Here is a 26,175-nt window from a genome sequence, read left to right on the forward strand (position 1 = left end):
CAAACGGCCCGTTTGAGGATCAAGTCAGCACGCTCGTTGCTCGACCGGGGTGCGCCACTGCCTCAGGCGAGGGCGAACGCCACGCAGGCGATCCCGAAGCCCATCACGCCGATGGCCGTCTCCATGACGGTCCAGGTGCGCAGCGTGGTCTTCACGTCCATGTCGAAGAACCGGCCCACGAGCCAGAACCCCGAGTCGTTGACGTGGCTGAGCACCACGGACCCGGCCGCGACGGCGACGACGATCGCGGCCGTCGCGAGCTGGCTGAACCCGCCGGCCGCCACCGCCGGGGCGATGAGCCCGGCCGCGGTGGTGAGGGCCACCGTGGCGGAGCCCTGCGCCACGCGCAGGACGGCGGCGATCACGAAGCCGGCGACGACGACGGGCAGCCCCAGGTCGGCCAGGACGTCGGCGAGCGCGTCGCCGATGCCCGACGCCCGCAGCACGCCGCCGAACATGCCGCCGGCGCCGGTGATGAGGATGACGGAGCACACGGGCCCCAGCGCGGAGTCGAGCGTCTGCTCCAGCACGGTGCCCTCGACGCCGCGGCGGCGGCCGAGCGCCCAGGCCGCCACGAGCACGGAGAGCAGCAGCGCGACCGGCGTGGAGCCGACGACGCCGGCCCAGGTCACGACCGGGCTCTCGGCGGCGACCCAGCCCGCGGAGGCCGCGGTCTCCAGCCCCGTGTTGGCGAAGATCAGCACGAGCGGGAGCAGCAGGATGCCGACCACCGTGCCGAAGCGCGGCGGGTTCGCGACCTGCACGGCGTCGGCGCGGCCGAGGATCGCGGGGACGGGCAGCTCGAACCGCCGGCCGGCGAACCGGCCGAAGAGGTAGGCCGTGACGTACCAGGTGGGGATCGCCACGACCAGGCCGAGGAGCAGGACCGTGCCGACGTTCGCCCCGAGGAACTCCGACGCGGCGACCGGGCCCGGGTGCGGGGGCACGTAGATGTGCATCACGGAGAACGCGCCGGCCACGGGCAGGCCGTAGAGCAGCAGCGAGCCGCCGAGCCGGTGCGCCACCGCGAACACGATCGGCAGCATCACGACGAGGCCGGCGTCGAAGAAGATCGGGAAGCCGAAGATCAGCGACGCGACGCCGAGGGCCAGCGGGGCGCGCTTCTCGCCGAACCGCGCGATGAGCACGTCGGTCATCACCTTCGCGCCGCCGCTGGTCTCGATCAGCCGGCCCAGCATCGCGCCGAGCCCGACGAGCAGGGCGACCGACGCCAGGGTCGAGCCGAAGCCGTCCAGCAGCACGTCCAGGATGCCGCCGCTCGGCAGGCCCGCCGCCACCGCGGTGAGCACGCTGACCAGCGCGAGCGCGAGGAACGCGTGCAGGCGCACCTTGATGATGAGCAGGAGCAGGAGCGCGACGGCGCCCGCCGCGATGGCGAGCAGCGGCCCGGCCGTGAGGGTCTGGGTCCAGTCGTCAGTAGGCATGGAGAAGTCCTCGTCGACGGTCGTACGGGTGGGGGTGCAGGCCGGCGCGGACGGCCGGCAGGAGCCCGCGGCGCAGGTGGGGCGGGCCGGGCCGGGGTCGGGCCGGGGTCGGGCCGACCGGTGGGTCAGCCCTGGTCGGCGAGCCAGGCGAGCACGGAGTCGACGATCTCCTCCGGCGTCGCGGCGACGTCGATGCGGATGCCGTCCTCGTCGTCGCCGAGCGGCTCGAGCGTGGCGAGCTGGGACGGCAGCAGCGCCGTGGGCATGAAGTGCCCGCTGCGGTGCGCCATTCGGTCGGCGAGGAGCTCGGGGCTGCCGTCGAGGTGGACGAACCGCACCCGGCCGTGCGCGGCGCGCAGCACGTCGCGGTAGGAGCGCTTGAGCGCCGAGCAGGTCACGACGGCGGACCTCCCGGCGTCGGTCTCCCCGGTCAGCCAGTCGCGGATCGCGGCCAGCCAGGGGGCGCGGTCGGCGTCGGTGAGGGGCGTGCCCGCCGACATCTTGTCGATGTTGGCCTGGGGGTGGAACTCGTCGGCCTCGGCGACGTCGAGGCCGAGGCGATCGGCGAGCAGCCCGGCGATCGTGGTCTTGCCCGAGCCGGCGACGCCCATCACGACGAGGTGCCCGGCGACCGGCGTGCGCGGCGTGCTCTCGGCCCGCGCGTCACCGGTGGCGTCCATGACGACAGTGTCCATCTCGACTTCCCTGTTCGTTCGGCGACCCGCCGGGGGCGGGCCCGCGACGACTGCTGCGTCACCGCGTCGTCCGAGGATGGCTCATTGGTAGCACCTTTGACAAGACTGGTCACACCAATCGCTCCGCCCACCGGACGTCGATAGGCTCCCCGCATGTCGTCACCGTCCCTGCACGCCGGCGTGCTCGACGCCCTCGGGCTCGCGATCACCAGCGGAGACGTCCCGCCCGGCACCCCGCTCACGCTCGACGGGATCGGAGCCGAGCACGGGGTCTCGCGGACCGTGGCGCGCGAGGTGATGCGGATGCTCGAGGGCCTCGGCATGGTGCACTCGCGCCGCCGGGTCGGCCTCGTGGTGCTCGGCATGGAGGACTGGAACGTGCTCGACCCGCGCGTCATCCGCTGGCGCCTGCGGGGCCCCGGCCGGGACGCGCAGCTGCGCAGCCTCACCGAGCTGCGGCACGCGGTCGAGCCGCTCGCCGCCGCCGGCGCCGCCCGCCACGCCACCCCCCAGGTGCGCGGCGAGCTCGTGGACCTCGCCCGCCGGATGCGCACCCTCGGCGAGGCGGGCGACCTCACCGAGTTCCTCGCCCTCGACGTCCGCATGCACGAGCTGCTGCTGCGCTCCAGCGGGAACGAGATGTTCGGCCCCCTGGCCGACGTCGTCGCCGAGGTCCTCGCCGGTCGGACGCACCTCGGCCTCATGCCGCCGTCCCCGGCGCCCGAGGCCCTCGACCAGCACGAGGCGGTCGCCCGGGCGGTGGCCGAGCACGACCCCGGCGCCGCCGAGGCCGCGATGGCGCGGATCGTGGGCGAGGTGCGGCGTGCCCTCGACGACCTGCCCGACCGCCTGCCCGACCGCCTGCACGACGACGAGGACGCCCCCTCCCCCCGGGGCTAGTCTCGACGGCGATGCTGCGCTTCACGCCTCCCTGCGGCCCGGTCGACGGCTGGGCGGACGACGACGTCGTCCGCGCCACCGGGATCCCGTACGCCCACGCCGACCGGTTCGAGCGGCCCGTCCCGGTCCCCGACCGTCGCGAACCGTACGCGGCGACGCAGTGGTCCCCCGCCTGCCCGCAGGCGCCGGTCCCGTTCCTCGACGAGGTGCTGGGGTCGCCGGGCGCCGGTCTGCCCGGCGACGAGCACTGCCAGCGCCTGTCCGTGACGATGCCCGCCGACGTGGGTCTCGACGACCGGCTGCCCGTCATGGTGTGGATCCACGGCGGCTCGTACACCTCCGGCGCGGGCGACCTGCCGATCATGGACCCCAGGCCGCTGGTCGCGGAGCAGCGGGTGGTCGTCGTGACCGTCACGTACCGGCTGGGCCTGCTCGGCTACCTGGGCGACGGCCCGGAGCGGCCCGCGAACCTCGGGCTGCTCGACCAGCTCGAGGCCCTGCGCTGGGTGCACCGCAACATCGCCGCGTTCGGCGGCGACCCGGCGCGGGTGACGCTGTTCGGGCAGTCCGCCGGCGGCGACGCCGTCGCGCACCTCCTGGCCGTGCCCGCCGCGGCGGCCCTGGTCTCGCGCGCGATCGTGCAGAGCGCGCCGCTCGGCATCTCCCGCGGCCGGGCGCGGATGACCGCGGCGATGGCGCGCGCGGCCGCCGGGATCTCCGTGCGGACGCCCGTCGCGGACGTCGTGGCCGCCGAGGCACGGGTCGCGCGGGCGGCGACGGGGTCGGGGCTGCGGGCAGGCCTGCGTGCCGCGATGCCGTTCGGCACCCAGTACGGTCACGACCCGCTGCCGCCGGAGGACGAGGTCGCCGCGGCCTGGGACGCCGCCGCGCCCCAGGTCGCGCTGCTGGTCGGGAGCACGGCCGAGGAGGCCCGGCTGTTCGTCCGCCGGGTCCCCGCGGTCCGGCGGCTCGCCGCGCTGCCCGTCGTCGGGACGTGGGCGCGGCGCGCCCTGGTCGCCGCCGTCACCGCGGCGGTCTACGGACGGCCGGCGCGACGGTTCGCCGCGCGGCACGCGGCGGCCGGCGGCACCGCGTACCGGTACGTCGTGACGTGGTCCGCGCCGGGCAACCCGTGGGGCGCCGCGCACACCGTCGACCTGCCGCTGCTGTTCGGCGACGAGAAGGCGTGGGCGACGGCGGCGCTCACGGACGGGGCGTCGTGGGACGACCTGCAGCGCTCCGCACGGCGGGTGCGCGCCGTCTGGGGCGCGTTCGCGCGGGGCGAGGACCTCGGCGACCGGCTCGAGGTGCCGGGTGCCCTGCGCGTGCGGAGGGTGCGCGCATGACGCTGCTGCTCGACCCGCCCGCCTGGCCGGCGCACGGCACGCTCTGGTCGCACCTGGTCTCGGACACGTCGCTGCACGAGCTGCGGTCGTTCGCCCGTGCCCAGGGCGTGGGCGACCGGGCCTTCGACCTCGACCACTACGACGTCCCCGCGGAGCGTCACGACGCCCTGGTGGCCGCCGGGGCGGTGCCCGTCACGGGCGGCGAGCTGTCCCGCCGGCTCGCCGGCTCCGTCCTGCGGGTGCCGGGTCGCGAGCGGCGGCGCGCGTCCCAGGACGCGCTCCTCGCCCGCTGGGCGGCGCTGTGGGAGCCGGACGACGGCGCGGGGTCCGCGCTCGCCGGGGCGGACGACGTCGGGCGCGACCTCGTGAGCCGGTGGCGCGAGCCCCACCGGGTCTATCACTCGCGCCTGCACCTGGCCGACTCCCTGGACGCCCTGGACCTGCTCGTCGCCGACGGGGCGCCCGGCTCGCGCTGGCACGCCGCGGCGGCCCTGTGGTTCCACGACGCCGTGCACGACGGCGAGGCGGGCCGCGACGAGGAACGCTCGGCCGCGCTGGTGGGCGCGCTGCTCGGGCCGCTGACCGGCCACGCGCGCCGGGCGGGGACGGGCGAGCCGCTGTCGCGCCACGACGTGGACGAGGTCGCCCGGCTCGTGCTCGTGACCGCCGCCCACGACCCCGGGGCGGCGGACGCCTCGGGAGCCCTGGTCAGCGACGCGGACCTCGCCGTCCTGGGGGCCGAGCCCGGCCGGTACGCGCGCTACGCGGCCCAGGTCCGCGCCGAGTACGGGCACGTGCCCGACGACGCGTTCCGCGCCGGCCGGGCCGCCGTCCTGGACCAGCTCGCCGGGCTGCCGCGGCTGTACCGCTCGCCCGCGGCCGCGTCCCGGTGGGCGGAGGCCGCCGGGCGCAACCTGCGCGCCGAGCGCGCCGCGCTGGTCCCCCGACGCTAGGTTGCGGGCGTGATCTCGACGACGCCCGCCACCGGCCCGGCCCTCGCACGCCCTCGGCGACGCCGGGCCCTCCGCGTCACCGCCGCGACCGCCGGGGCGCTCGCCCTCGCCGTCGTGGTGCCGGTCGCGTGGGTGCAGCTGACCGGCCAGGCCCGGGTCCGCCCGTCCGTCGAGTCCGTCGAGCCGGTCGACGCGATCCTCGTGCTCGGGGCGGGCATCCGGCCCGACGGCACGCCGTCGCCCTACCTGCGGCGCAGGCTCGACGCGGCCGCGGAGCTGTACCACGCCGGCGTCGCCGACCGGGTGGTGCTCAGCGGCGACGGCCAGCCGCGCCGGGACGGCACCCCGTACGACGAGCCCGCCTCCATGCGCGCGTGGATCCTCGGGCGGGGCGTGCCGGACGAGGCGCTCACGCTGGACCGCGAGGGCCTCGACACCACGGCGTCCTGCCGCCGGACGGCCGAGCTGACGGGCGCTCGCACCGCCGTCGTCGTCACGCAGGACTACCACCTGCGCCGCGCCCTGTTCGGCTGCGCCCGCGCGGGCCTGGACGCGCAGGGCGTGGGCGTCTCGGCCGCGAGCGCGACGCCCCGGAAGTGGGTGTGGTGGCACGTGCGCGAGATCCCGGCGTCGTGGCGCGCGGCGGTCCGCGAGCTCTGACGACGGCGTAGCCCCCGTGGCCTGCACCGGCCCGCGCCGAGCACCGTCCTCGCGCGGCCCGGGCCCGGCCGGCCCCGAGCCTGGCTACCGACCGATCACGGCAGGCGCAGCCGGCGCATCGCGCCGAGCGCCACGGACAGCACGCGGCTCGGCGTCTCCCCGCCGAGCGCGTACAGCGTGTCGAGCGACAGGCCGAACCGGGCGCCGCGCTGGACGGCGACGGTCTGCACCTCGGTGACGGCCTCGACGCCCTCGCGACCGTGCCGGCGGCCCTGCCCGGACGCCTTGAAGCCTCCCATCGGCGCGGCCGCGGACCCCCAGGCCGACGCGTACCCGTCGTTGATCACCACGGTGCCGGACTGCACGCGCGCCGCCAGGCGGCGGGCGCGGGCGACGTCGGTGGACCAGATGCTCGCGTTGAGACCGAACTCGGTGTCGTTCATGACGCGCACCGCCTCGTCGTCCGACGCCACCCGGGTCACGGCGACCACCGGGCCGAACGTCTCCTCGCGGGCGCACAGGGCGTCCTCGGGGACGTCGTCCAGCACCGTCGGGGCGTAGAAGTACGGGCCGACGTCGGAGCGGTGCACGCCGCCCACGATCGCGCGGGCGCCCTTCGCCAGGGCGTCGTCCACGTGCCGCGTGACGCGCTCGAGCTGCGCGGCGGAGACGAGCGAGCCCACGTCCGCGGTGTAGTCGAGCCCGGTCCCCAGGGTCAGGTCGCGCACCGCGACCGCGAACCGCTCGAGGAAGGCGTCCGCGATGCGCTCGTGCAGCACCAGCCGTTCGATCGACATGCACAGCTGGCCGGCGTTCGCGAAGCAGGCCCGCACGACCCCGGGCACCGCCGAGTCGAGGTCGGCGTCGGCCGCGACGTACAGCGGGTTCTTCCCGCCCAGCTCGAGCGTCGTGCCGATGAGCCGCTCCCCGGCCCGCGCCGCGACCTTGCGGCCCGTGGCCGTCGAGCCGGTGAAGGCGATGTGGTCCACGTGGTCCACGAGCGCCGCGCCGACGTCCCCGCCGCCGGCGACGACGAGGAACAGGTCGTCGGGCAGCCCCGCCTCCTGCAGCAGCTCGGCCACCCACAGGGCCGACAGGGTGGTCTGCGGGTCCGGCTTGAGCACCACCGCGTTCCCGGCGAGCAGGGCGGGGACCGCCTCGGACAGGACGAGGGACAGGGGGTAGTTCCACGGCGCGATCGCGCCGACCACGCCGACGGGACGGCGGTGCACGCGCACGCCGGTGAGCACGGGCAGCATGCCGGGCACGCGGCGCTCGCCCAGGTAGCCGGGGCCGCGCACGGCGTAGTGCCGGCACGCCATCGCGACGTCCGCGACCTCCTCGAACGCGCTGCGCCGCGCCTTGCCCGACTCCATCTGGACGAGGTCGAGGATCTCCGACTGCCGCTCCAGCACCAGGGTGCCGAGGCGGTCCAGCACGGCCGTGCGCTCCCGCACCGACGCGCGCGCCCACGCGGGCTGCGCGGCCCGGGCGCGGCCCGCCGCCGCCGCGACGTCGTCGGGGGACGACAGCGGGAACGCCGCCAGCGGGGCGCCGGTGAAGGGCAGGACCGAGCGGTGCGTCCCGACCGTGTGGGACGTGACGATGCGCCGCGTCAGCGGCTCCACGACGTCGGGCTCCAGGACATAGGTGGCGGCGGGCAGCTCGGGGTCCAGAAGTTCCCCGAGAGCGCCTTCGCCCTCGTGCGCGGTGGACATGGCCGACACCCTACGCGGATCGCCCGACACCGCGGCAACCGTCGTCCCGGTTCTCCCGGGCCGTTCGCTCTCAGCGCGACCGGGAACCCTCCGGGGGCTGCAGGTCGCGGCCGAGCACGACGCACTCGGAGTCGGTGTACCCCAGGCCGTCGTAGAACCCCAGCACGCGCTCGTTCCCGTGCCGCACCATGAGGCGCACCTTGCGCACGTCCCGCGCGCGCAGCCAGTCCTCCGCGGCGGCCACGGTGGCGCGGCCGAGCCCGCTCCCCTGGCGCGCCGGGTCCACGGCCACGTAGTAGAGCCAGCCGCGGTGCCCGTCGTGGCCGGCGAGCACCGTGGACAGCACGCGGTCGCCCACCACCCCGACGAGGACCGTCGACGTCGATCCGCGACGCGCGTCGGCGACGTCGACCCACGGGTCGTTCCACGGCCGGGTCAGCCCGCAGGCCTCCCACAGCGCGACGACCTGCTCGACGTCGTCGTCCGCGACCTCCCGGAACGCGACGTCGAGCGCGTCCCGGGTCGTGTCCTGGGCCGTCGTGCCGGCGGTCACCGCGGGGTCACCGCGGCTGGTAGGGCGACACGACGACCTCGACCCGCTGGAACTCCTTGAGGTCGGAGTACCCGGTCGTGGCCATGGCACGGCGCAGGGCGCCGACGAGGTTGAGGGTGCCGTCGGCGGTGCCGCTCGGGCCGAACAGGACCTGCTCGAGCGTGCCGGCCGTGCCGACCTCGACGCGCTCGCCGCGGGGCAGGGCGGGGTGGTGGGCCTCGGGCCCCCAGTGCCAGCCCTTGCCCGGCGCCTCCTCGGCGCGGGCGAGCGCGGCGCCCAGCATGACGGCGTCGGCGCCGCAGGCGACGGCCTTGACGATGTCGCCGGAGCGGCCCACGCCGCCGTCGGCGATGACGTGCACGTACCGGCCGCCGGACTCGTCGAGGTAGTCGCGGCGCGCCGCGGCGACGTCGGAGACGGCCGTGGCCATCGGCGCGTGGATGCCGAGGCCCACGCGCGTGGTGTGCGCGGCGCCGCCGCCGAAGCCGACCAGGACGCCGGCCGCGCCCGTGCGCATGAGGTGCAGCGCGGCGGTGTAGGTGGACGCGCCGCCGACGACGACGGGGACGTCGAGCTCGTAGATGAACCGCTTGAGGTTGAGCGGCTCGGCGTTGCCGGAGACGTGCTCCGCCGAGACGGTGGTGCCGCGGATGACGAACAGGTCGACGCCGGCGTCGACCACCGTCTGGTAGTGCTCCTGCGTGCGCTGCGGGGACAGCGCGCCGGCCACGGTGACGCCCGCGGCGCGGACCTCCTTGAGGCGCTGCGTGATGAGCTCGGCCTTGATCGGCTCCGCGTAGATCTCCTGCATGCGCTGCGTCGCGCGGTCGGCCGGCAGGTCGCGGATCTCGGCCAGCAGCGTCTCCGGCGACTCGTACCGCGTCCACAGCCCCTCGAGGTCGAGAACGCCGAGTCCGCCGTGGTTCCCCAGCGCCACCGCGGTGGCGGGGCTCATCACGGAGTCCATCGGCGCCGACATGATCGGCAGGTCGAAGTGGTAGGCGTCGATCTGCCACTCCACGGACACGTCCTTCGGGTCGCGCGTGCGCCGCGAGGGCACGATCGCGATGTCGTCGAAGGAGTATGCGCGGCGGCCGCGCTTTCCGCGCCCGATCTCGATCTCGTTGCTCACCCGGACAGCCTACCGGCGCGTGCTGTCGGTGGTCGGTGGCACAGTCCGGGGGCATGACGACGTACGCGGAGGTCGACGCCCCGCAGGCCGCGCCCGACCCGGGCTGGTCGCGGGGGCCCCTGCTCGGCTTCGACACGGAGACCACGGGGCTCGACGTCGAGATCGACCGCATCGTGACCGCCGCGCTCGTGCTGCGCGGACCGGACGGCTCGCGCTCGGTGCGCACGTGGCTGCTCGACCCGGGCGTCGAGATCCCCGCCGAGGCCACCGCCATCCACGGCATCTCCACGGCGGAGGCGCGCACGCGCGGCCAGGACGCCGTCGGGGCGCTCGAGGAGATCGCCGCGATCCTCGTCCACCACGTGCGCGGCGGCGTCCCCCTCGTCGCCTACAACGCGTCGTTCGACCTGTCGCTGCTGGACGTGGAGCTGGCCCGCCACGGGCTGCCCACCGTGCCCGAGCGGCTCGGCCGGCCGGTCGCGCCGGTGCTCGACCCCCTCGTCCTCGACCGGTGGCTGGACCGGGCCCGCGAGGGCAAGCGCCGCCTCGGCGACCTCTGCGCGCTCTACGGGATCGAGGGCGACGGCGAGCTCCACCGGGCGGACGTCGACGTGCTCGCGACGCTCGACGTCCTCGACGCCCAGCTCGTGGCCCACCCGCGGCTGCGGGGCGCCGCGCTCGACGCGCTGCACGCCGCCCAGGCGGGCGCCCACCGCGCGTGGGCGGAGCGCATCAACGCCGAGCGCGCCGCGAGCGCCGAGGGGCGGCGGCCCACGTCGACGGCCTGGCCCGCGTCCACGGGCCCGGCTCACGCGGCGGGCGCCACCGGCTCCTGACCGGCTCGCTACCGGTCGTAGACCGCGTCGACCTCCACCTCGACCAGCCAGCCGTCCACCGGCAGGTTCTCGATCTCCAGCGCGAACCGCGAGGGACGTGCCTCGTTGACGACCATGGGCTCGCCGGTGGCCGACCCGAGCTGGACGGCGAGCGTCTCCCCGGTGGCGAGATTCGTGTTGGCGAAGAACTGCCGGTAGGCACGGTTCCAGCCGGCGAAGTCCATCGCCTCCTCCCCGTCGGGGTTCTGCAGGAACACGCGCATGGAGACGACGTCGTCGTAGGACAGGCCCGCGCGCTCGAGGTTCTCCCCGATCCGCATCAGCGCGTTGATCCCCTGCGCCTCGGTGAGCGTCACGCCGGCCGGCAGCTCCCCGCCGGGAAAGATGTCGGTCGGGATGTAGCGCTCCTCGGCGGTCGCGCCCGGCGCGCGGTTCAGGGCCGACGGCCCCAGGCCCGACGACTTGTACCAGGCGACGTTCTTCCCGATGGCCACGCCGTCGGCGATGGACGGCGTGGCCCCGGTGACGAACGAGTGCGTCTCGGTGGGCCGCGGCTCGAAGAGCCGGCCGGAGGCGACGGCGGTGGCGGGGACCGCGACGGCGGCGGTGACGAGGACGGCGAGGGCAACCTTGGCGGTGTTCTTCATGGCGGCAACGTAGGTGCGCCCGGTTTCGGCCGGATCACGGCTGCGGGTCCAACGCGAGTCCGTGACCTGCGACGACGCCCAGGAAACGCCGTCGTTACCGCGGGCGACGACCCGGAAACGCTCCGGACCTCGCCGCGTGACAGGGACCTCCTACCGTCGGGCGCGGTGCTGACGGCGGTGCCCGGCATCCAGGGCCGGCGCGTCCGTCCGTCAGACCTTTCGACACGAGAGGTAGTGCCACATGGTCACTGACACGATCACCGACGGGGCCACCGACGGACCCCGGTCCGGCGTCTCCCGCCGCGGCTTCCTCCAGGCCGTCGGCGTCGGCTCGAGCGCGGGCGTCATGTTCGCCACGATGGGGGCGATGGGGCTCGCCCCGACGGCCGCGGCGCAGCCCACCGCCGCGGCCTGGACGCCGCCCCGTGGCGGCGACTTCACGCTCACCGGACGCTCGGCGAAGAAGGTGGTGGTGGTCGGCGCGGGTCCGGCGGGGCTCGCGGCGGCGTACGAGCTGCAGAAGGCCGGCTACCGGGTCACGGTGCTCGAGGCGCGACACCGGCCTGGCGGACGGACGCTGACCATCCGCGGCGGGGACTCCGAGACGGACCTCGACGGCGTCACCCAGACGGCGCGGTTCGACGACGGCGTCTACATGAACGCGGGCGCCGGCCGCATCGCGCAGTGGATGGTCACCATGGACTACCTGCGCGAGCTGGGCGTCCCCTACGAGGTCTTCACCAACGCGAACGCCGACGCCTACCTCTACAACGAGAAGACCGGTGCCACCCCGGGCAACCCGGTGCGCTACCGCACGGCCAAGGCCGACGTCTTCGGCTACACGTCCGAGCTGCTGAGCTACGCCACCGACCAGGGCGCCCTGGACCAGCGGCTCACCGCCGAGGACAAGGAGAACCTGCGGTCCTTCCTGCGCAGCTGGGGCTCGCTCAAGGCCGACGGCACGTACGCCGGCGGCGACAACCGCGGTTTCGCCACCTACCCGTCCGCGTGGAACGAGCACGGGACGCCCCTGCCGGGCCCCGGTACGGTCTCGGAGGTCCTGGCGTCGAAGGTGGGCCAGTACTTCCCGTTCGAGATCAACTGGGAGCAGTCGATGCTCATGTTCCAGCCGAAGGGCGGCATGGACACGACCTACCAGTACTTCGTGCGGGCCATCGGCAAGCAGAACGTGCACTTCGGCTCGCCCGTCACTGCCGTGGAGAACACCAGCAACGGCGTGCGCGTCACCTACACCCCGGGCCACGGCCGGGCCCGCCAGATCGAGGCGGACTTCGCGATCGTCACGGCCCCCGCGGGCCTCATGCGCCGGTGGGAGACCAACTGGGGCCCGGCGGTCGACGCCGCGCTCGGCGAGTTCGCCGTCGGCTCGCCCGCGGGCAAGATCGGCCTGCAGTACCGGTCCCGGTGGTGGGAGGACGACCACCGCATCTACGGCGGCATCACCGAGACGGACATGGATCTGGCGCACATCTGGTACCCGTCGTACGGGTACGGGGACCGCAAGGGGCTCGTGGTGGGCTACTACAACACGGGCGCCAACGCTCGCGCCTACGCGGACATGACGCCCCGGCAGCGCGAGCGCCGCGCCGTCGAGCAGGGCGTGAAGATCCACGGCGAGAAGTACCGCACCGAGCTGGAGTCGTCGTTCTCGATCGCGTGGCACAAGGTCCCGTACATCGAGGGGGCCTGGGCGTACCCGAACACGGAGTCGTCCGGCTTCAAGCTGCTGCAGCAGGGCGCGGGCCGCGTCTACTTCGCGGGCGACTGGATGTCGGAGATCTCCGCCTGGCAGCACGGCGCCTTCTGGTCCGCGCGGTACGCGGTGCAGGCGCTGCACGCCCGCGTCATGGCGTCGTGACCGCCTGACCCCGGACGACGACGGCCCGGACCTCCAGGCGGAGGTCCGGGCCGTCGGGCGTCCGGGAGGCCGGGGCGCCTCAGAAGCCCGAGTAGTTCGGGGCCTCGGCAGTGACCTGGACGTCGTGCGGGTGGCTCTCCTTGAGGGACGCGGACGTGATGCGCACGAAGCGGCCCTTGGCCTGCAGCTCGGGGATGGTGCTGGCGCCGACGTAGAACATCGACTGGTGCAGCCCGCCCACGAGCTGGTGCGCGACGGTGTTCAGCGTGCCCTTGTACGGCACCTGTCCCTCGACGCCCTCCGGCACGATCATGTCGTCGCTGGTGACCTCGGCCTGGAAGTAGCGGTCCTTCGAGTAGGACTTCTTGCCGCGCGACGACATCGCGCCCATCGAGCCCATGCCGCGGTAGGCCTTGTACTGCTTGCCGTTGACGAGGATCGTCTCGCCCGGCGCCTCCTCGGTGCCGGCCAGCATCGAGCCGAGCATGACGGCCTCCGCGCCGGCCACGATCGCCTTGCCGATCTCCCCCGAGTGGCGCATGCCGCCGTCGGCGATGACCGGGATCCCCGCCGCGCGCGCGGCCAGCGACGCCTCGTACACGGCCGTGATCTGCGGGACGCCGACGCCCGTGACGACGCGGGTGGTGCAGATCGAGCCGGGGCCGACGCCCACCTTGATGCCGTCCGCGCCGGCGTCGACGAAGGACTGCGCGCCCTCCTTCGTCGCGACGTTGCCGCCGATCACCTGCACGTGGCGGGTCGCGGGGTCCGTCTTGAGCTTGCGGACCATGTCGATGAGCATCCGCACGTTGCCGTGCGCGGTGTCCGCGACGAGCACGTCGACGCCGGCGTCCACCAGCGTCGTCGCGCGCTCCCAGGCGTCGCCGAAGTAGCCGATCGCCGCGCCGACGAGGAGGCGGCCCTGGCCGTCCTTCGACGCGTTCGGGAACTGCTCGGACTTCACGAAGTCCTTGACGGTGATGAGTCCCGCGAGCCGACCCTCGTCGTCGACCAGCGGCAGGCGCTCCAGCTTGTGCTTGCGCAGCAGCAGCGTGGCGTCCTCGCGCGCGATGCCGGCCGGGCCCGTGATGAGCGGGGCCGGCGTCATGACCTCGGAGACCTTGGTGGTGCCCCACTCGGCGACCGGCGTGAACCGCAGGTCGCGGTTGGTGACGATGCCGATGAGGCGACCGCCCGCGTCGACCACGGGGAAGCCGGAGATGCGGTACTCCCCCGCCCGCTTGTCGAGCTCCTCGAGGGTGGCGTCCGGCCCGATCGTCACCGGGTTGGAGATGATGCCGGTCTGCGTCCGCTTCACCAGGTCCACCTGGTACGCCTGGTCCTCGATCGACAGGTTGCGGTGCAGCACGCCGATGCCGCCCTGGCGGGCCATCGCGATCGCCATCCGCGACTCGGTGACGGTGTCCATCGCGGCCGAGACGAGCGGCACGCGCAGCGAGATCTCGCGGGTCAGCCGCGACGTGGTGTCGATGTCCGACGGGGCGAGGTCGGAGTACCCCGGCAGCAGCAGGACGTCGTCGTAGGTGAGGCCGAGGAATCCGAACGGGTCGTGCGCGGGCGAGGTCGAGTCCGTCATGACAGGAGTCTACGTTCTGCAGGGCCCCGTTATTCCGGGCCGTCCGGGCTCCGGCGCCCTCCCGTGGCAGACCTCACGTCACCGGTGCTCGCCCTCGCTCAGGTCACGACGGCCAGCGCCTCGTGCAGCATCGCGGTGAACGACCGCACCCGCTGCACCGTCGCGGCCAGCGGCAGCTCGCTCGCGGCGTCGTCGCGGCGCAGGCTGACGATGATCGGCAGCTCGGCGAAGCCGTCGTGCACGGCGTGGATGAGGTCCAGGTCGGGCCGCCGCTGCGCGGTCGCGAGGACGAGCGCCGCCGGCCGCACCATCGTCACCAGCTCCAGCGAGCGGTGCGTGCTCGCGGGGCCGGTCACGATGCGCGCCGTCGCGCCCTTCGCCGTCAGGGCGGCCGCCAGGGCGTGCGCGGACAGCGGCACCACCTCGTCCGGCGCGGCGAAGATGAGCACGATCTTGCGCATCCGGCTCGGATGGTTGGCGGGCGGGGCCCCGCCCGCGACCATGGCCCGCTCGAACGCCTCGGTGAAGTCGCGCAGCGCGCGCAGGGCCGCGGTGGCGAGCACCACCTCGGGGACGGCACCGGGGCCGGCGAGCACCGTCCGCTGGGCGACGCGCTGCCAGGCAGGCTCCGCGATCTCGGTCCACCAGGCGGCGGGGTCGCCCTGCGCCGGGATGGCGAGCAGGTCGTCGCACGCCGCCTGGTCGTAGGCGAGGGCGGCGTCGACCACGGCCGACACCCGGCCGGAAGCGCTCCCACCGGGCAGGTGACCGGGGGGCGCCGAGGCCCCTTCGCCGCCCCCGGGCAGGGCGCGCAGATGGGCGCGCCCCCGAGGCGCCTCGCCCTCGGCGACGGGCGCGGGGCGCCCCGGGTCGGGCTCGGCGTCGTCGTCGCCGTCGTCGGGCTCGGCGCCGGCGCTCGCGGCCTCCTCGGTCGCCTCCTCGAGCTCCTCGACGCCCGCGTCGAGTGCGGCCTTCGCGGCGTCCACCGGCGCGACGCCCTCGAGCGTGAGCCGGCGCATCACGAGCAGGCGCGCCACGTCCTCGGGCGTGTAGCGGCGGTGCGATCCCGCGGTGCGGGCGGACGGGCCGAGTCCGTAGCGACGGTCCCACGTGCGCAGGGTCGCCGGAGCCACCCCCAGGCGCCTGGCGACCGCCGCGACGGCGAGGCCCGGGCTCGACGCGCGAGACCCGCCCCCGTGAGGAGCGGGTCGGGATGAGGTCATGGCGTCGATTCTGCCGAGAGGACCGAAGGGTCGCCACTGCTCCCCCGGGCGCGCCGCGGTAAACCTCGACAGTGCAGGTCAAAGCCGTTCAGAAGGGCTGCGAACCCGTTCAGTCACCACGGGGAAGTTGAACACTGAATCATCGAATCCGGTCACGAAATCGGACCTTGAACAACTTCTGCACAACTTGTAGGTTGTTCGCCATGACGGAGATCTCGAGGCTTCCCGGTCCGGTGATGGAGCTGTGGGAGTGGCAGTACCAGGGCTCCTGCCGCGACGCGGACGACACGTTGTTCTTCCACCCCGAGGGTGAGCGCGGATCCACGCGCCGACGTCGGGCCGAGGCGGCCAAGGCGATCTGCCGCTCGTGCCCCGTGATGATGCAGTGCCGGGAGCAGTCGCTCCGGGTCCGGGAGCCCTACGGGGTGTGGGGCGGTCTCAGCGAGGACGAGCGCTCCGCGATCCTCGCCGGCGGCGCCCGCAAGACCGGCTGACAGCACGAAGGCCCCGCACCGACGACGGTGCGGGGCCTTCTGCGTGCTGGGCGTCGTCAGGCGACGACGACCGCGAGGATGTCGCGGGCGGAGAGGACGAGGTAGTCCTCGCCCGCGTACTTGACCTCGGTGCCGCCGTACTTGCTGTAGATCACCTTGTCACCGACCTTGACGTCGACGGGGACACGGTTGCCCTTGTCGTCGAAGCGACCCTCGCCCACGGCCAGGACCTCGCCCTCCTGGGGCTTCTCCTTGGCGGTGTCCGGGATGACCAGGCCGGAAGCGGTCGTGGTCTCGGCCTCGATGGCCTTGACGACGATCCGGTCCTCGAGCGGCTTGATGGGGACCGACACGTCGGACCTCCTTGATTCGCGATGCGTGGATGGACTAGCTGATTGACCAGGTCGCGTCCGAGGGCTGGCCGTCGTCGCGGGTGCCGGTACAGCCTTGCGGTCGCTGACGACAAATCTAGGCAGGCGTTAGCACTCTGACAAGTCGAGTGCCAGAAGTGGGCGGGTCGTTCGCCCACGGCGTCACGCGTGCGCCTGAGACGATGGTCGGATGGACCCCTCCTCCGTGAGCAAGCTGCTGAGCCCGGACGGGTGGGCGCTGGTCAACTCCCTGCCGCCGTACGACGAGACGCAGGCCATGGCCCTCGCCACCCGGCTGCGGGCGGACGGGGTCGACGCCGACCTCGCGGCGGCCGCCCTCACCCAGTCACGGCTGCGCGCCAAGGCCCGCGCCAAGCTCGGCGACTTCGCGGACGGGATGCTGTTCACGCCCGACGGCGTCGAGCAGGCCACGCGGCTCGTGGTCGCGGCGCTGCACGCCCGGCGCTACCTCGCCGCCGGCGTCACCAAGGTCGCGGACCTCACCAGCGGGATCGGCGCCGACGCGCTCGCGTTCGCGGGCGTCGGGCTGCGCGTCCTGGCGACCGACGTCGACGAGGTGACCGCCGCGCTCGCCACCGTGAACCTGCGCCACTTCCCCGAGGCCGAGGTGCGGCACGCCGACGGGCTCGCGCTCGACCTCGCCGCCGAGGGCGTCGACGGCGTCTACGCCGACCCGGCCCGGCGCACCCGGGGCGGACGGCGCGTGTTCGACCCGGCCGCCTACGCTCCCCCGCTCGACGCCGTGTGGGACCTGCGCGCGCAGGTCCCCGCCCTCGGCATCAAGGTCGGGCCCGGCATCCCGCACCAGGGCCTGCCCGACGACGCGGAGACGCAGTGGGTCTCCGTGGACGGCGACGTCGTCGAGGCGGGGCTCTGGTTCGGGCCGCTCGCCCCCGAGGGTCCGGGGCGGTCCGCGCTCGTGCTCTCGACGACCGGGGGGACGACGGCGTCGCGCACCCTGCGCACCGACCCGCACGGCGACGGCGGGGACCTGGTGCCCGACGTCGGGGCCGTCGGCGCCTACCTGTACGAGCCGGACGGCGCCGTCATCCGCGCCGGGCTCGTGGCGCACGCCGCGGCCGAGCTGGGCGGGCGCCTGCTGGACCGCACCATCGCCTACGTCACGACCGACCAGCCCGCCCCGCCCGCGGCCGAGGGGACGGCGCCGCTGGCCACCGGCTACCGGGTCGTGGACGTCATGCCGTTCAACCTCAAGCGGCTCAAGGCCTACCTGCGCGAGCGCGGCGTGGGCCGCCTCACCATCAAGAAGCGCGGCACCGCCGTCACGCCCGAGCAGCTGCGCGCCCAGCTCTCGCCGAAGGGCGACGCCGAGGCCACCCTCGTGCTCACGCGCGTCGGCGGCGCGCAGCACGTGCTCGTCGTCGAGCCGCTGCGCTGACCCCGCTCCGGGCCCGCACCGAGGCGCCGCCGGACCGGCGCGCGGCCCGGCGTCCCGCCGTGGAAGCATGGCCCGCATGGTGCTGGAATTCGCCGCCTCCGAGCGGTCGAGCGTCGGGCTCGAGTGGGAGCTCGCGCTGGTCGACGCCGACTCGGGCAACCTGCGGCAGGTGGCGCCCGCCGTCATCGAGGCGGTGGCCGACGACGTCCGGCACCGCTACGTGAAGCCGGAGTTCCTGCGGAACACGGTCGAGGTGATCAGCGACGTGCGCCGCACCGTGCCCGAGGCGATCGCCGACCTCGAGCGCGGCGTCGCCGCCATCCACGACGCCACCGGCCCGATGCGGGTGGACCTCATGGGCGCGGGCACGCACCCGTTCGCGCACTGGTCGCAGCAGAAGGTGACGGACAAGAAGAGGTACGCCACCGTCGTCGACCGGGCACAGGTGGTGGGCCGTCAGCAGATCGTCTACGGCGTGCACGCGCACGTCGGCATCGAGGACCGCGCCAAGGTGCTGCCGATCGTCAACTCGCTGCTGGTGTACCTGCCGTACCTGCAGGCGCTGTCCGCCTCGTCGCCGTTCTTCGGCGGCGACGACACCGGCTACGCCTCGATGCGCACCATGATCTTCCAGCAGCTGCCCACCGCCGGGCTGCCCTACCAGTTCGGGGCCTGGTCCGAGCTGGAGCGGTACACCGCGGACATGCTGCACACCGGCGTCATCGACGACTTCACGGAGGTGCGCTGGGACGTGCGACCCGCGCCGCACTTCGGCACCGTCGAGGTGCGCATCTGCGACGGCACGTCGAACACGTTCGAGCTCGCCGCCCTCGGAGCCCTCGTGCACTGCCTCGTGGAGCACCTGTCGGCCCTGCTCGACGCGGGGCGCCCGCTGCCCACCATGCCGCCGTGGTTCGTGCACGAGAACAAGTGGCGCGCGGCCCGCTACGGCACCGACGCGATCATCATCCTCGACGACGCCGGCGACGAGGAGCTCGTCACCGACGCCCTGCCCCGGCTGCTCACGACGCTCGAGCCCGTGGCCGACCGGCTGGGCTGCGCCGCCGCGCTCGACGGCGTCCGGGAGATCGTCCGCCGCGGCGCGTCGTACCAGCGCCAGCGGGAGGTCGCCCGCGCCCACGGCGGGGGCCCGGCGGCCCTGGAGGCCGTGGTCGCGTCCGTCGTCGCCGAGCTGCACGCCGGGCGACCGCTGCCCGCGGCGGCCTGACGGCGGCCGCGAGCGGGCTGCCGGCCTACTCCTTCTCGAGCTCCTTCTCGAAGTCCCACACGATGAGCACCGGCGCGCCCGCGTAGGCCGCCCGGGTGGCCGCCTCGACCCACGGCATCAGCTCCCAGATGTTCGGCGGCCTCGTCGGGTCGTCGGGCGTCAGGTCGGCGGCGGGATCGAACCCGCCGGTCCCGGCGTCCGGGGCCGCCGTGTACTCCCGGGCACGGCCGTCGTCGTCCGCCCCGCCCCCGGCGTACTCGCGGCAGAACCGGGGCGCCAGGCCCGCGGGCAGCGCCGCCTGCAGGTACTCGCTCGTGGCGTGCCGCCAGTTGGGGATGTACCCGAACTCGCCGTCCGCGCCCTCGACGAGCGGGTAGAGCGGGGAACCGACGAAGTACCCGCGCGTGTCCGAGACGACCAGGTGCCCGCCCGGCCGCAGCACGCGCGCGAGCTCGGCGAACACCGGGCCGAGGTGCTGCACGTGGCTGAGGGCCAGCGTCACGACCACCAGGTCGGCCGACGCGTCGGGCACCGGCAGGTCGTGCAGGTCCGCCTGCGCGAACCGGGCTCCCGGCACCTTCGCGCGGGCGATCGCGAGCATGTCCGGCGAGGTGTCGAACGCCAGCACGTCGTGCCCCTGCTCGACGAGCCACTCCGTGTGCCGGCCCGTGCCGCACGCGGCATCGATCACGACTCCCGGCTCCGCCCGCGCCATGAGAGGCCGGACGAGCGGCTCCTCCATCCCCCAGAACCCGTTCGGCCCCGCGTCGTAGCGGGGCGCCCAGTGCCGGTAGCCGTCCTGGGTGGTGATCGGCGGAACGTCCTGCCCCTCGCCGAACCGGTCGGCGGCGTCGAGCAGCGCGCGGACGTCGGCCAGCCGCGACTCGACGAACGCCCGGTCGTGCTCGCCGGCGAACGCCCGCAGCAGCGCCACCCCCTCCAGCCCGAGCAGGTACGCGAGGGGATGCTGGTAGATGCTGGGGCGCGGCGTCGTCACGACGGGGACGCTACCGACGCGGGGCCACCCCGCCGAGGCCTTTTTCCCCCGGCGCCCGGTGACGGGGGCGTCAGACGGTGATGGTGGTCATCGGCATCGACGAGTCGACCGGGAAGTCGAAGCTCGACGGCGCCGCCCCGGCGCGCACGACGGCGGAGCCCAGCGCGGCGATCATCGCGCCGTTGTCGGTGCAGTAGCGGATCGGCGGGATGCGCAGGTCGATGCCCGCCTCCGCGCAGCGCTTCGCGGCCATCTCGCGCAGCTGGCTGTTCGCGGAGAACCCGCCGCCCACGACGAGGGTCTCGACGTCGTGCCGCCGGCAGGCGGCGATCGTCTTGGCCGTGAGCACGTCGGCGACGGCGGCGGCGAACGACGCGGCGACGTCGGCCGCGGGCACCTCGCGCCCGGCGTCGACGCAGGCCTCGATCCAGCGCGCGACCGCCGTCTTGAGACCCGAGAAGGAGAAGTCGTAGGCGTGCTTGGCCTGGTCCTTCGCGGCGGTGAGGCCGCGCGGGAAGCGGATGGCCTCCGGGTCGCCCTCGCGCGCGAGACGGTCCACGTGCGGGCCGCCGGGGTACGGCAGGCCGAGCAGGCGGCCGACCTTGTCGAAGGCCTCCCCCGCCGCGTCGTCGAGCGTGGACCCGAGCTCGGTGACGTTCGTCGCGACGTCGTCCACGAGCATGAGCGAGCTGTGCCCGCCGGAGACCACGAGCGCCATGGTGCGGCCCTCGAACGGCCCGTCGACGAGCTGGTTGACCGCCGCGTGCCCGATGACGTGGTTGACGCCGTACAGCGGCTTGTTCAGGCCGATCGCGAGCGCCTTCGCCGCGGACGCGCCGATGGTCAGCGGGCCGACCAGGCCCGGGCCGGCGGTGACGGCGATCGCGTCCACCTCGGACAGGTCGACGTCGGCCTCGCCGAGCGCGCGCCGGATCGTTGGGACCATCGCCTCCAGGTGGGCGCGGCTCGCGACCTCCGGGATGATCCCGCCGTAGCGCGCGTGCTCGTCCATCGAGCTGGCGACGGCGTCCACCAGGAGCTCGTCGCCGCGGACGAGCGCGACGCCCGTCTCGTCGCAGGAGGTCTCGATACCGAGGACGAGGGGGCCTGAGCCCGCGTGCGGTGCAGCCATGACGCCATCTTCCCTCATCCGGCGGGCGTGATCGGCGTCACCGCCCCGACGGGGAATCATGCGTCTGCATCGATCTGTTAGGGCAACCATGACCGAGACCCTCACGCACCCGTCCACGTCCCTCGCCGTCGGCGACGACGTGGCGGACCTCCTGTTCCGCGCCGCCCGCACCACCTCGCTCTTCACCGACGAGCCCGTCACCGACGAGCAGCTGGCCGCCGCCTGGGACCTGGCCAAGTTCGGGCCCACCGCGATGAACACGCTGCCGCTGCGCGTGCTGGTGGTCCGTACGCCGGAGGCGGGCGCGCGCCTCGCGACGCACATGGCCGACGGGAACAAGGACCGCGTCCGGAACGCGCCCGTGTCCCTCGTGCTCGCCGCCGACCCGGCGTTCCACGAGCACATGGACCACCTGTTCCCCGCCATCCCCGGCATCAAGGACCAGCTCGCCCCCGCCGTCGAGGCGCGCGAGGCGATGGCCCGCAAGAACGCGCTCATCCAGGCCGGCTACCTCATGGTCGGCCTCCGGGCCGCCGGTCTCGCCGCCGGCCCCATGGACGGCATGGACTTCGACGGCGTGGACGGCGAGTTCTTCGCCGAGTCCGGCTGGAAGTCGTTCATGGTGGTCAACGTCGGCCACGCCGAGGGCGAGGGCTCGCCCTACCCGCGCGGCCCGCGCCTGTCCTTCGACGAGGTCGCCCAGGTCCTCTGACCACGCCTCCAAGGATCGAGCCTGTCGAGACACCGTCTCGACGGGCTCGACCCGTCTCCGGGGGCTACGGGCGGTCGCCGGTCGCCACCTGCCGCGACGGGTCGCTCGACCACTGCGACCAGGAGCCGGCGTACAGCGCGGCCGGGATGCCTGCGCAGGCGAGCGCGGCGATCTCGTGCGACGCCGTCACGCCGGACCCGCAGTAGACGCCGACGGCGAGAACGTCGTCGCCCGCGTCGGTCGCACCCAGGCCCAGGTCGGCGAACCGGCGCCGCAGCGCCGCGTCGTCGAGGAAGGCGCCGTCCTCGCGGAGGTTCTCCGCCGTCGGGGCGCTCAGCGCACCGGGCACGTGACCCGCGCGCGGGTCCACCGGCTCGGTCTCGCCCCGGTACCGCGCGGCGGCCCGCGCGTCGAGCAGGGTGCCGGTCTCGGCCAGCTCCGCCGCGTCGTCGGCGTCGAGCACCGGCAGGTGGCCGGGCCGCACGACGAGGTCGCCGGGTGCGTGCACGACGTCGCCGCTCTCCAGCGCGTAGCCCGCGCGCACCCAGGCGGGCAGGCCGCCGTCGAGGATGCGCACGTCGTCCACGCCGAAGTAGCGCAGCAGCCACCAGGCCCGCGCCGCGGACGTGCCGCCCACCGTGTCGTACACGACGACCCGCGAGGAGCTCCGCAGGCCCCACGCCCGCGCGCTGCGCTGGAACGACGACGCCGAGGGCAGCGGGTGGCGCCCCTCCTCCGGCGACGCCTCCGCGGCCAGCTCGGACTCCAGGTCCACGTAGACGGCGTCGGGCAGGTGGCCCTCGAGGTAGCGCTCGCGGCCGTCCGTCATGCCCAGCGCCCAGCGGACGTCGAGCAGCACCGGCGCGCCGTCCGCGGGGTCGGGGCCGGCGCTGAGCCGCAGGTCGGCCGCGAGCTCCGCGACCGTGACCAGCACCCGCGAGCGCGGCGTGTCCTCGCGGGTCACGACGCGGTCCCCTGTCGCTCGTGGTGGCCGCGGAGGTCGAGCCGCATCGTGTAGGCGTCCTTGTCCTCGGGCTGGTAGTACCGCTTGCGCAGCCCGATCCGCTCGAAGCCGTACCGCTCGTACAGCGCGAGCGCGGGCTCGTTGTCGACCCGCACCTCGAGCAGGACCGCGTCCGCCCGGAGCTTGCGAGCGCGCTCGACGAGCGCCTCCAGCAGGGCGCGGCCCACGCCGTGCCGCTGGTAGTGCGGGTCCACGCCGATCGTCATGATCTGCGCGACGTCGCCGTCGAACCACAGCCCGGCGTACCCGACCACCGGCTTCGGTCCGATGCCGTACACGGCGACGGCGTCCGGGCCGGCGGGCTCGGCGACGACGTACCAGCGGCCGAGGGCGGCCAGCTCGTCGGCGAGCATCCCGTACGTCCACGCCCCGGCGCCGAACAGCACGCGCTCGAGCTGGAGCACCCGGTCGAAGTCCGCGCTGCCCAGCGGTCGCAGCCGGCACGACGGCGCGTACACGTGCTGCACCGTGCGGGGCAGGTCCGCGCCGGCGGCCGGCGCCGTGGGCCGGTCGGTCGTCGGGTCCTGCGCCGTGGGCTGCTCGGTGGTCACGCCGGGCTCCCGGTCGCGGGGACGAGGCGTGCCGGCGCCGGCTCCTGCACGTCGGGCCGGCGCAGGTACAGCGGCTCGGTGGGCAGGTCCTCGCCGGCGGCCCGGCGGGCGAGCGCGACGCGGGCCAGGACGGCGGCGTCGGGCACGAGCGGGCCGTCCTCGTCCGCCGGCAGGTGCTCGGGGTACAGGGTCGCGCCCTCCCCCACGACGACGAGCCGGCCGTCGGCGGGCGCGTCCGCGAGGCGGGCGGCGACGTCGGCGGCCTTGTCCACGCCCGGGCCGGCCAGCGTCTCGACGACGGGGACCGCGTGCGGGCCCTCGTGCGCGACGACGCGGTAGTGCGCCCAGTAGACCTCCTTGCGGCGGGCGTCGGTCGCGACGAGCACCTCCTCGCCCGGCGTCAGGCCGAGGTCGGCGACCGCCTGCACGGCCATCGCGTCGACGCTGGGCACGCCGAGCACGTCGATCCCGAGGGCGAGGGCCAGGGTGCGCGCCGTGACCAGGCCGACGCGCAGGCCGGTGAACGGCGCGGGCCCCGTGCCCACCGCGACGGCCGTGAGGTCCGTGCGCGTCAGGCCGGCGTCGGCGAGCACGGCGTCGACGAGCGGGGCGAGCGACTCGGCGTGCCGGCGGCGCTCGTCGGCCGAGCGCGCGGCGAGGCGTGCGCCGTCGTCGTCCACGAGGGCGACGGCGACGGCTGCGGAGGTGTCCAATGCGAGAACTGCCACGGCCTCAGCCTACGTTTCCCGCGGCGTGGCCGGGGAGACCGGAGGCACCGGGTCAGCGCACGGTGAGCGCGGCCAGGTCGACGCCGGCCCAGCGGGCGCCGAAGCCGCGCAGCGTCGCGTGGCGCGTCCCGGCGCCGGGGTCGGCCTCGTCGTCGGCGTCCGCGTCCGCGCCGGCGCCGTCGGCTGCGCCGGCCGACGTGCCGCGCGGGCGCTCCAGGTCGATCTCGAGCCGGTCGTCGGTGAGCGCCTCGGCCAGACCGCGACCCCACTCGACGACGGTGACGGACTCGTCCAGCGACGAGTCCAGGTCCAGCGCGTCCAGCTCCCCCAGCCCGCCGAGCCGGTAGGCGTCCACGTGCACCAGCGCCGGGCCGCGCGAGCCGTCCTCGCGCGGCAGCGGCGGGTGCTCGCGCGCCACGATGAACGTGGGCGACGCCACCTGCCCCCGCACCCCCAGCGCGGCCCCGAGGCCCTGGGTGAACGTCGTCTTGCCCGCCCCCAGGTCCCCCGTGAGGATCACCAGGTCTCCCGCCCGGAGCACCCCGGCGAGGGCCGCCCCCAGCGCCCGGGTCGCCTCCGCGTCCGGCAGGTCCGTCTCCGTGCGTACGACGACGTCGCTCACCGCTGCCCTTCCTTCCTGCTGCCGTTGTCGGTCCCGTCGCCCGGGCCCGTGTACACGCGCACCGCGCGCGCCCCGATGCCCGTGACGATCTCGTAGCTGATGGTGCCCGCCGCGCGGGCCCAGTCCTCCGCGTTCGGCACGACCGCGCCGCGCTCCACGCCGTCGGACGCCCCGAACAGCGTGACGATGTCGCCCGCGCGCTCGGTCGCGTCCGGCCCGAGGTCGACCACGAACTGGTCCATGCACACCCTCCCGGCCACGCGCAGCACCCGAGCTCCGGCCGCGGAGCCGACGCCCACCGGCCCGCCGACGCCGAGGCTGCCGCCCGACGCGTGCCGCTGGATGCCGTCCGCGTAGCCCAGCGGCACCACCCCGAGCCGCGTGTCCCGCGGCGTCGTGTAGTGGTGCCCGTACGACACCCCGTGGCCGGCCGCCACGTCCTTGACGGTGGCGAGCCGCGCCTGCAGCGTCATCGCGCCGCGCAGCCCGTAGTCGCCGGGGGCGCCGAGCTGGGGTACCGGCGAGTGCCCGTAGACGGCGATGCCGGGGCGCACGAGGTCGTAGTGCAGGCGGGGGTCGGTGAGCACGGCGGCGGAGTTCGCGAGGTGGCGCACCTCGAGCGACGCGCCGGAGGCCTCGACCACGGCGACCGCGGCGTCGAACGCCGCCGCCTGGAGCGCGATCGACGGGTGCCCGGGCTCGTCCGCGCACGCCAGGTGCGACATCACGCCGACCACCCGCAGCACGCCGTCGGCCTCGAGCGCGGCGGCCCGCCGGACGACGTCGGGCAGGTCGGCGGGCATGATCCCGCTGCGGCCGAGGCCGGTGTCGACCTTGAGGTGCACGCGTGCCGGCTCCCCCGCGGCCCGCGCCCCGGTGGCCACCTCGTCCAGCGCCCACGGCGCCGCGACCCCGACGTCCACGCCCGCTGCCACGAGCCGGTCGAACGGCGCGCCAGGTGTCGCGAGCCAGGTGAGCACGCGGGCGTCGGCGGTCGTGACGCCGCCGGCGCGCAGCGCGAGCGCCTCGGCGGGCACCGCCGTGCCGAGCCAGGTCGCGCCGCCCGCGAGCGCCGCCCGCGCCACCGGCAGCATCCCGTGCCCGTACCCGTCCGCCTTCACCACGGCCATCACCGCGGCGCCGGGGGCGTGCCCGGCCAGGGCGCGCACGTTGTCGCGCACGGCGGCCAGGTCGACGACGGCGCGAGCCAGCGCGTCGTCGGGGAATGCGGGGAGGGACGGGTCGGCCGGCGCGGCGGTGGTGGTGTCGGTCGGGACCTCGGACGGGACCTCGGTGCTCACGGTCATCGATT

At 75.0% G+C, this 26,175-nt stretch carries 26 protein-coding genes; 10 read left to right on the forward strand and 16 right to left on the reverse strand.

The features are described 5' to 3' along the window. Positions 1-62: 62 nt before the first annotated feature. The gene (locus tag ACFUVW_RS05485) at positions 63-1,445 is read right to left on the reverse strand and encodes a GntP family permease (RefSeq protein WP_430570343.1); all 1,383 of its coding nucleotides are present in this window, start codon (positions 1,443-1,445) and stop codon (positions 63-65) included. 125 nt (positions 1,446-1,570) lie between these two features. Then, entirely contained in the window at positions 1,571-2,125 is a 555-nt protein-coding gene (locus tag ACFUVW_RS05490) for a gluconokinase (protein WP_430570344.1), read from the reverse strand. 168 nt (positions 2,126-2,293) lie between these two features. Here ACFUVW_RS05490 and ACFUVW_RS05495 point away from each other — a divergent pair, with 168 nt between their 5' ends. The 4 genes from ACFUVW_RS05495 to ACFUVW_RS05510 are packed head-to-tail and all read left to right on the forward strand — an operon-like array spanning position 2,294 to position 5,999. Continuing rightward, positions 2,294-3,040, forward strand: coding sequence for a FadR/GntR family transcriptional regulator (locus ACFUVW_RS05495; protein WP_430570345.1), 747 nt, complete (start codon positions 2,294-2,296; stop codon positions 3,038-3,040). 11 nt (positions 3,041-3,051) lie between these two features. Then, on the forward strand, positions 3,052-4,386 hold the full coding sequence (locus ACFUVW_RS05500) for a carboxylesterase family protein (protein WP_430570346.1): 1,335 nt from the start codon (positions 3,052-3,054) through the stop codon (positions 4,384-4,386). Then, positions 4,383-5,339 carry a DUF4031 domain-containing protein gene (locus tag ACFUVW_RS05505; RefSeq protein WP_430570347.1) on the forward strand — a complete coding sequence of 319 codons (957 nt, stop codon included), beginning with the start codon at positions 4,383-4,385 and terminating at the stop codon, positions 5,337-5,339. The genes ACFUVW_RS05500 and ACFUVW_RS05505 overlap by 4 nt, the downstream gene beginning before the upstream one ends. Before the next feature lie 9 nt (positions 5,340-5,348). Next, on the forward strand, positions 5,349-5,999 hold the full coding sequence (locus ACFUVW_RS05510; RefSeq protein ID WP_430570348.1) for a vancomycin high temperature exclusion protein: 651 nt from the start codon (positions 5,349-5,351) through the stop codon (positions 5,997-5,999). Between the two features lie 95 nt (positions 6,000-6,094). Here ACFUVW_RS05510 and ACFUVW_RS05515 read toward each other — a convergent pair whose 3' ends face one another. The 3 genes from ACFUVW_RS05515 to ACFUVW_RS05525 form a co-directional block, all read right to left on the reverse strand. After that, a complete protein-coding gene (locus ACFUVW_RS05515; protein ID WP_430570349.1) occupies positions 6,095-7,717 on the reverse strand; it encodes a succinic semialdehyde dehydrogenase in 1,623 nt (540 codons plus the stop codon). Between the two features lie 70 nt (positions 7,718-7,787). After that, complete coding sequence (locus ACFUVW_RS05520; RefSeq protein ID WP_430570350.1) at positions 7,788-8,270, reverse strand: GNAT family acetyltransferase; 483 nt, start codon at positions 8,268-8,270, stop codon at positions 7,788-7,790. Positions 8,271-8,277: 7 nt separating this feature from the next. After that, positions 8,278-9,402 (reverse strand): GuaB3 family IMP dehydrogenase-related protein, encoded by a 1,125-nt coding sequence (locus ACFUVW_RS05525; protein ID WP_430570351.1) that lies wholly within the window; start codon positions 9,400-9,402, stop codon positions 8,278-8,280. Positions 9,403-9,455: 53 nt separating this feature from the next. On the opposite strand from ACFUVW_RS05525, the gene ACFUVW_RS05530 reads away from it, so the two are divergent. Next, positions 9,456-10,238 carry an exonuclease domain-containing protein gene (locus ACFUVW_RS05530; RefSeq protein WP_430570352.1) on the forward strand — a complete coding sequence of 261 codons (783 nt, stop codon included), beginning with the start codon at positions 9,456-9,458 and terminating at the stop codon, positions 10,236-10,238. A gap of 8 nt (positions 10,239-10,246) precedes the next feature. Here ACFUVW_RS05530 and ACFUVW_RS05535 read toward each other — a convergent pair whose 3' ends face one another. Continuing rightward, positions 10,247-10,885 carry a Rid family hydrolase gene (locus ACFUVW_RS05535; protein WP_430570353.1) on the reverse strand — a complete coding sequence of 213 codons (639 nt, stop codon included), beginning with the start codon at positions 10,883-10,885 and terminating at the stop codon, positions 10,247-10,249. A 241-nt stretch (positions 10,886-11,126) separates the two neighbouring features. On the opposite strand from ACFUVW_RS05535, the gene ACFUVW_RS05540 reads away from it, so the two are divergent. After that, positions 11,127-12,764 (forward strand): flavin monoamine oxidase family protein, encoded by a 1,638-nt coding sequence (locus tag ACFUVW_RS05540; protein ID WP_430570354.1) that lies wholly within the window; start codon positions 11,127-11,129, stop codon positions 12,762-12,764. Positions 12,765-12,843: 79 nt separating this feature from the next. On the opposite strand, the gene guaB is transcribed toward ACFUVW_RS05540, so the two are convergent. Then, positions 12,844-14,361, reverse strand: coding sequence for an IMP dehydrogenase (gene guaB, locus ACFUVW_RS05545; RefSeq protein WP_430570355.1), 1,518 nt, complete (start codon positions 14,359-14,361; stop codon positions 12,844-12,846). A gap of 98 nt (positions 14,362-14,459) precedes the next feature. Next, positions 14,460-15,584 carry a MerR family transcriptional regulator gene (locus ACFUVW_RS05550; protein ID WP_430570356.1) on the reverse strand — a complete coding sequence of 375 codons (1,125 nt, stop codon included), beginning with the start codon at positions 15,582-15,584 and terminating at the stop codon, positions 14,460-14,462. Between the two features lie 203 nt (positions 15,585-15,787). Between ACFUVW_RS05550 and ACFUVW_RS05555 the strand changes: the two genes are divergently transcribed. Then, positions 15,788-16,078: a WhiB family transcriptional regulator gene (locus ACFUVW_RS05555; protein ID WP_380317624.1), complete on the forward strand. Its 291-nt coding sequence runs from the start codon at positions 15,788-15,790 to the stop codon at positions 16,076-16,078. A gap of 56 nt (positions 16,079-16,134) precedes the next feature. Here the strand turns inward: ACFUVW_RS05555 and groES are convergent, their stop codons facing one another. Continuing rightward, positions 16,135-16,431, reverse strand: a complete 297-nt coding sequence (groES, locus tag ACFUVW_RS05560; protein ID WP_079572552.1) for a co-chaperone GroES — start codon at positions 16,429-16,431, stop codon at positions 16,135-16,137. A gap of 208 nt (positions 16,432-16,639) precedes the next feature. On the opposite strand from groES, the gene ACFUVW_RS05565 reads away from it, so the two are divergent. Together ACFUVW_RS05565 and ACFUVW_RS05570 are read left to right on the forward strand one after the other, a co-directional pair. After that, positions 16,640-17,869: an SAM-dependent methyltransferase gene (locus ACFUVW_RS05565; RefSeq protein WP_430570357.1), complete on the forward strand. Its 1,230-nt coding sequence runs from the start codon at positions 16,640-16,642 to the stop codon at positions 17,867-17,869. A 76-nt stretch (positions 17,870-17,945) separates the two neighbouring features. Continuing rightward, positions 17,946-19,097 carry a glutamate--cysteine ligase gene (locus ACFUVW_RS05570; RefSeq protein WP_430570358.1) on the forward strand — a complete coding sequence of 384 codons (1,152 nt, stop codon included), beginning with the start codon at positions 17,946-17,948 and terminating at the stop codon, positions 19,095-19,097. A 25-nt stretch (positions 19,098-19,122) separates the two neighbouring features. On the opposite strand, the gene ACFUVW_RS05575 is transcribed toward ACFUVW_RS05570, so the two are convergent. Both ACFUVW_RS05575 and tsaD read right to left on the reverse strand, forming a co-directional pair. Then, positions 19,123-20,094, reverse strand: a complete 972-nt coding sequence (locus ACFUVW_RS05575) for a class I SAM-dependent methyltransferase (protein WP_430570359.1) — start codon at positions 20,092-20,094, stop codon at positions 19,123-19,125. 70 nt (positions 20,095-20,164) lie between these two features. Further along, a complete protein-coding gene (tsaD, locus tag ACFUVW_RS05580; protein ID WP_430570360.1) occupies positions 20,165-21,226 on the reverse strand; it encodes a tRNA (adenosine(37)-N6)-threonylcarbamoyltransferase complex transferase subunit TsaD in 1,062 nt (353 codons plus the stop codon). Between the two features lie 88 nt (positions 21,227-21,314). Here tsaD and ACFUVW_RS05585 point away from each other — a divergent pair, with 88 nt between their 5' ends. Next, positions 21,315-21,938, forward strand: coding sequence for a malonic semialdehyde reductase (locus ACFUVW_RS05585; RefSeq protein ID WP_430570361.1), 624 nt, complete (start codon positions 21,315-21,317; stop codon positions 21,936-21,938). A gap of 64 nt (positions 21,939-22,002) precedes the next feature. Here ACFUVW_RS05585 and ACFUVW_RS05590 read toward each other — a convergent pair whose 3' ends face one another. The 5 genes from ACFUVW_RS05590 to alr all read right to left on the reverse strand — a co-directional run bounded on the left by ACFUVW_RS05590 (position 22,003) and on the right by alr (position 26,170). After that, entirely contained in the window at positions 22,003-22,902 is a 900-nt protein-coding gene (locus tag ACFUVW_RS05590; RefSeq protein WP_430570362.1) for a sulfurtransferase, read from the reverse strand. Further along, positions 22,899-23,420 (reverse strand): ribosomal protein S18-alanine N-acetyltransferase, encoded by a 522-nt coding sequence (rimI, locus tag ACFUVW_RS05595; protein ID WP_430570377.1) that lies wholly within the window; start codon positions 23,418-23,420, stop codon positions 22,899-22,901. The genes ACFUVW_RS05590 and rimI overlap by 4 nt, the downstream gene beginning before the upstream one ends. 89 nt (positions 23,421-23,509) lie before the next feature. Next, entirely contained in the window at positions 23,510-24,241 is a 732-nt protein-coding gene (gene tsaB, locus ACFUVW_RS05600; protein ID WP_430570363.1) for a tRNA (adenosine(37)-N6)-threonylcarbamoyltransferase complex dimerization subunit type 1 TsaB, read from the reverse strand. A 52-nt stretch (positions 24,242-24,293) separates the two neighbouring features. Further along, positions 24,294-24,863 (reverse strand): tRNA (adenosine(37)-N6)-threonylcarbamoyltransferase complex ATPase subunit type 1 TsaE, encoded by a 570-nt coding sequence (gene tsaE / locus ACFUVW_RS05605; RefSeq protein WP_430570364.1) that lies wholly within the window; start codon positions 24,861-24,863, stop codon positions 24,294-24,296. Beyond that, complete coding sequence (gene alr, locus ACFUVW_RS05610) at positions 24,860-26,170, reverse strand: alanine racemase (protein ID WP_430570365.1); 1,311 nt, start codon at positions 26,168-26,170, stop codon at positions 24,860-24,862. Before alr ends, tsaE begins: the two co-directional genes overlap by 4 nt. Positions 26,171-26,175: the final 5 nt, after the last annotated feature.

The organism is Isoptericola sp. NPDC057391 (assembly GCF_042668085.1).
GTDB lineage: Bacteria > Actinomycetota > Actinomycetes > Actinomycetales > Cellulomonadaceae > Isoptericola.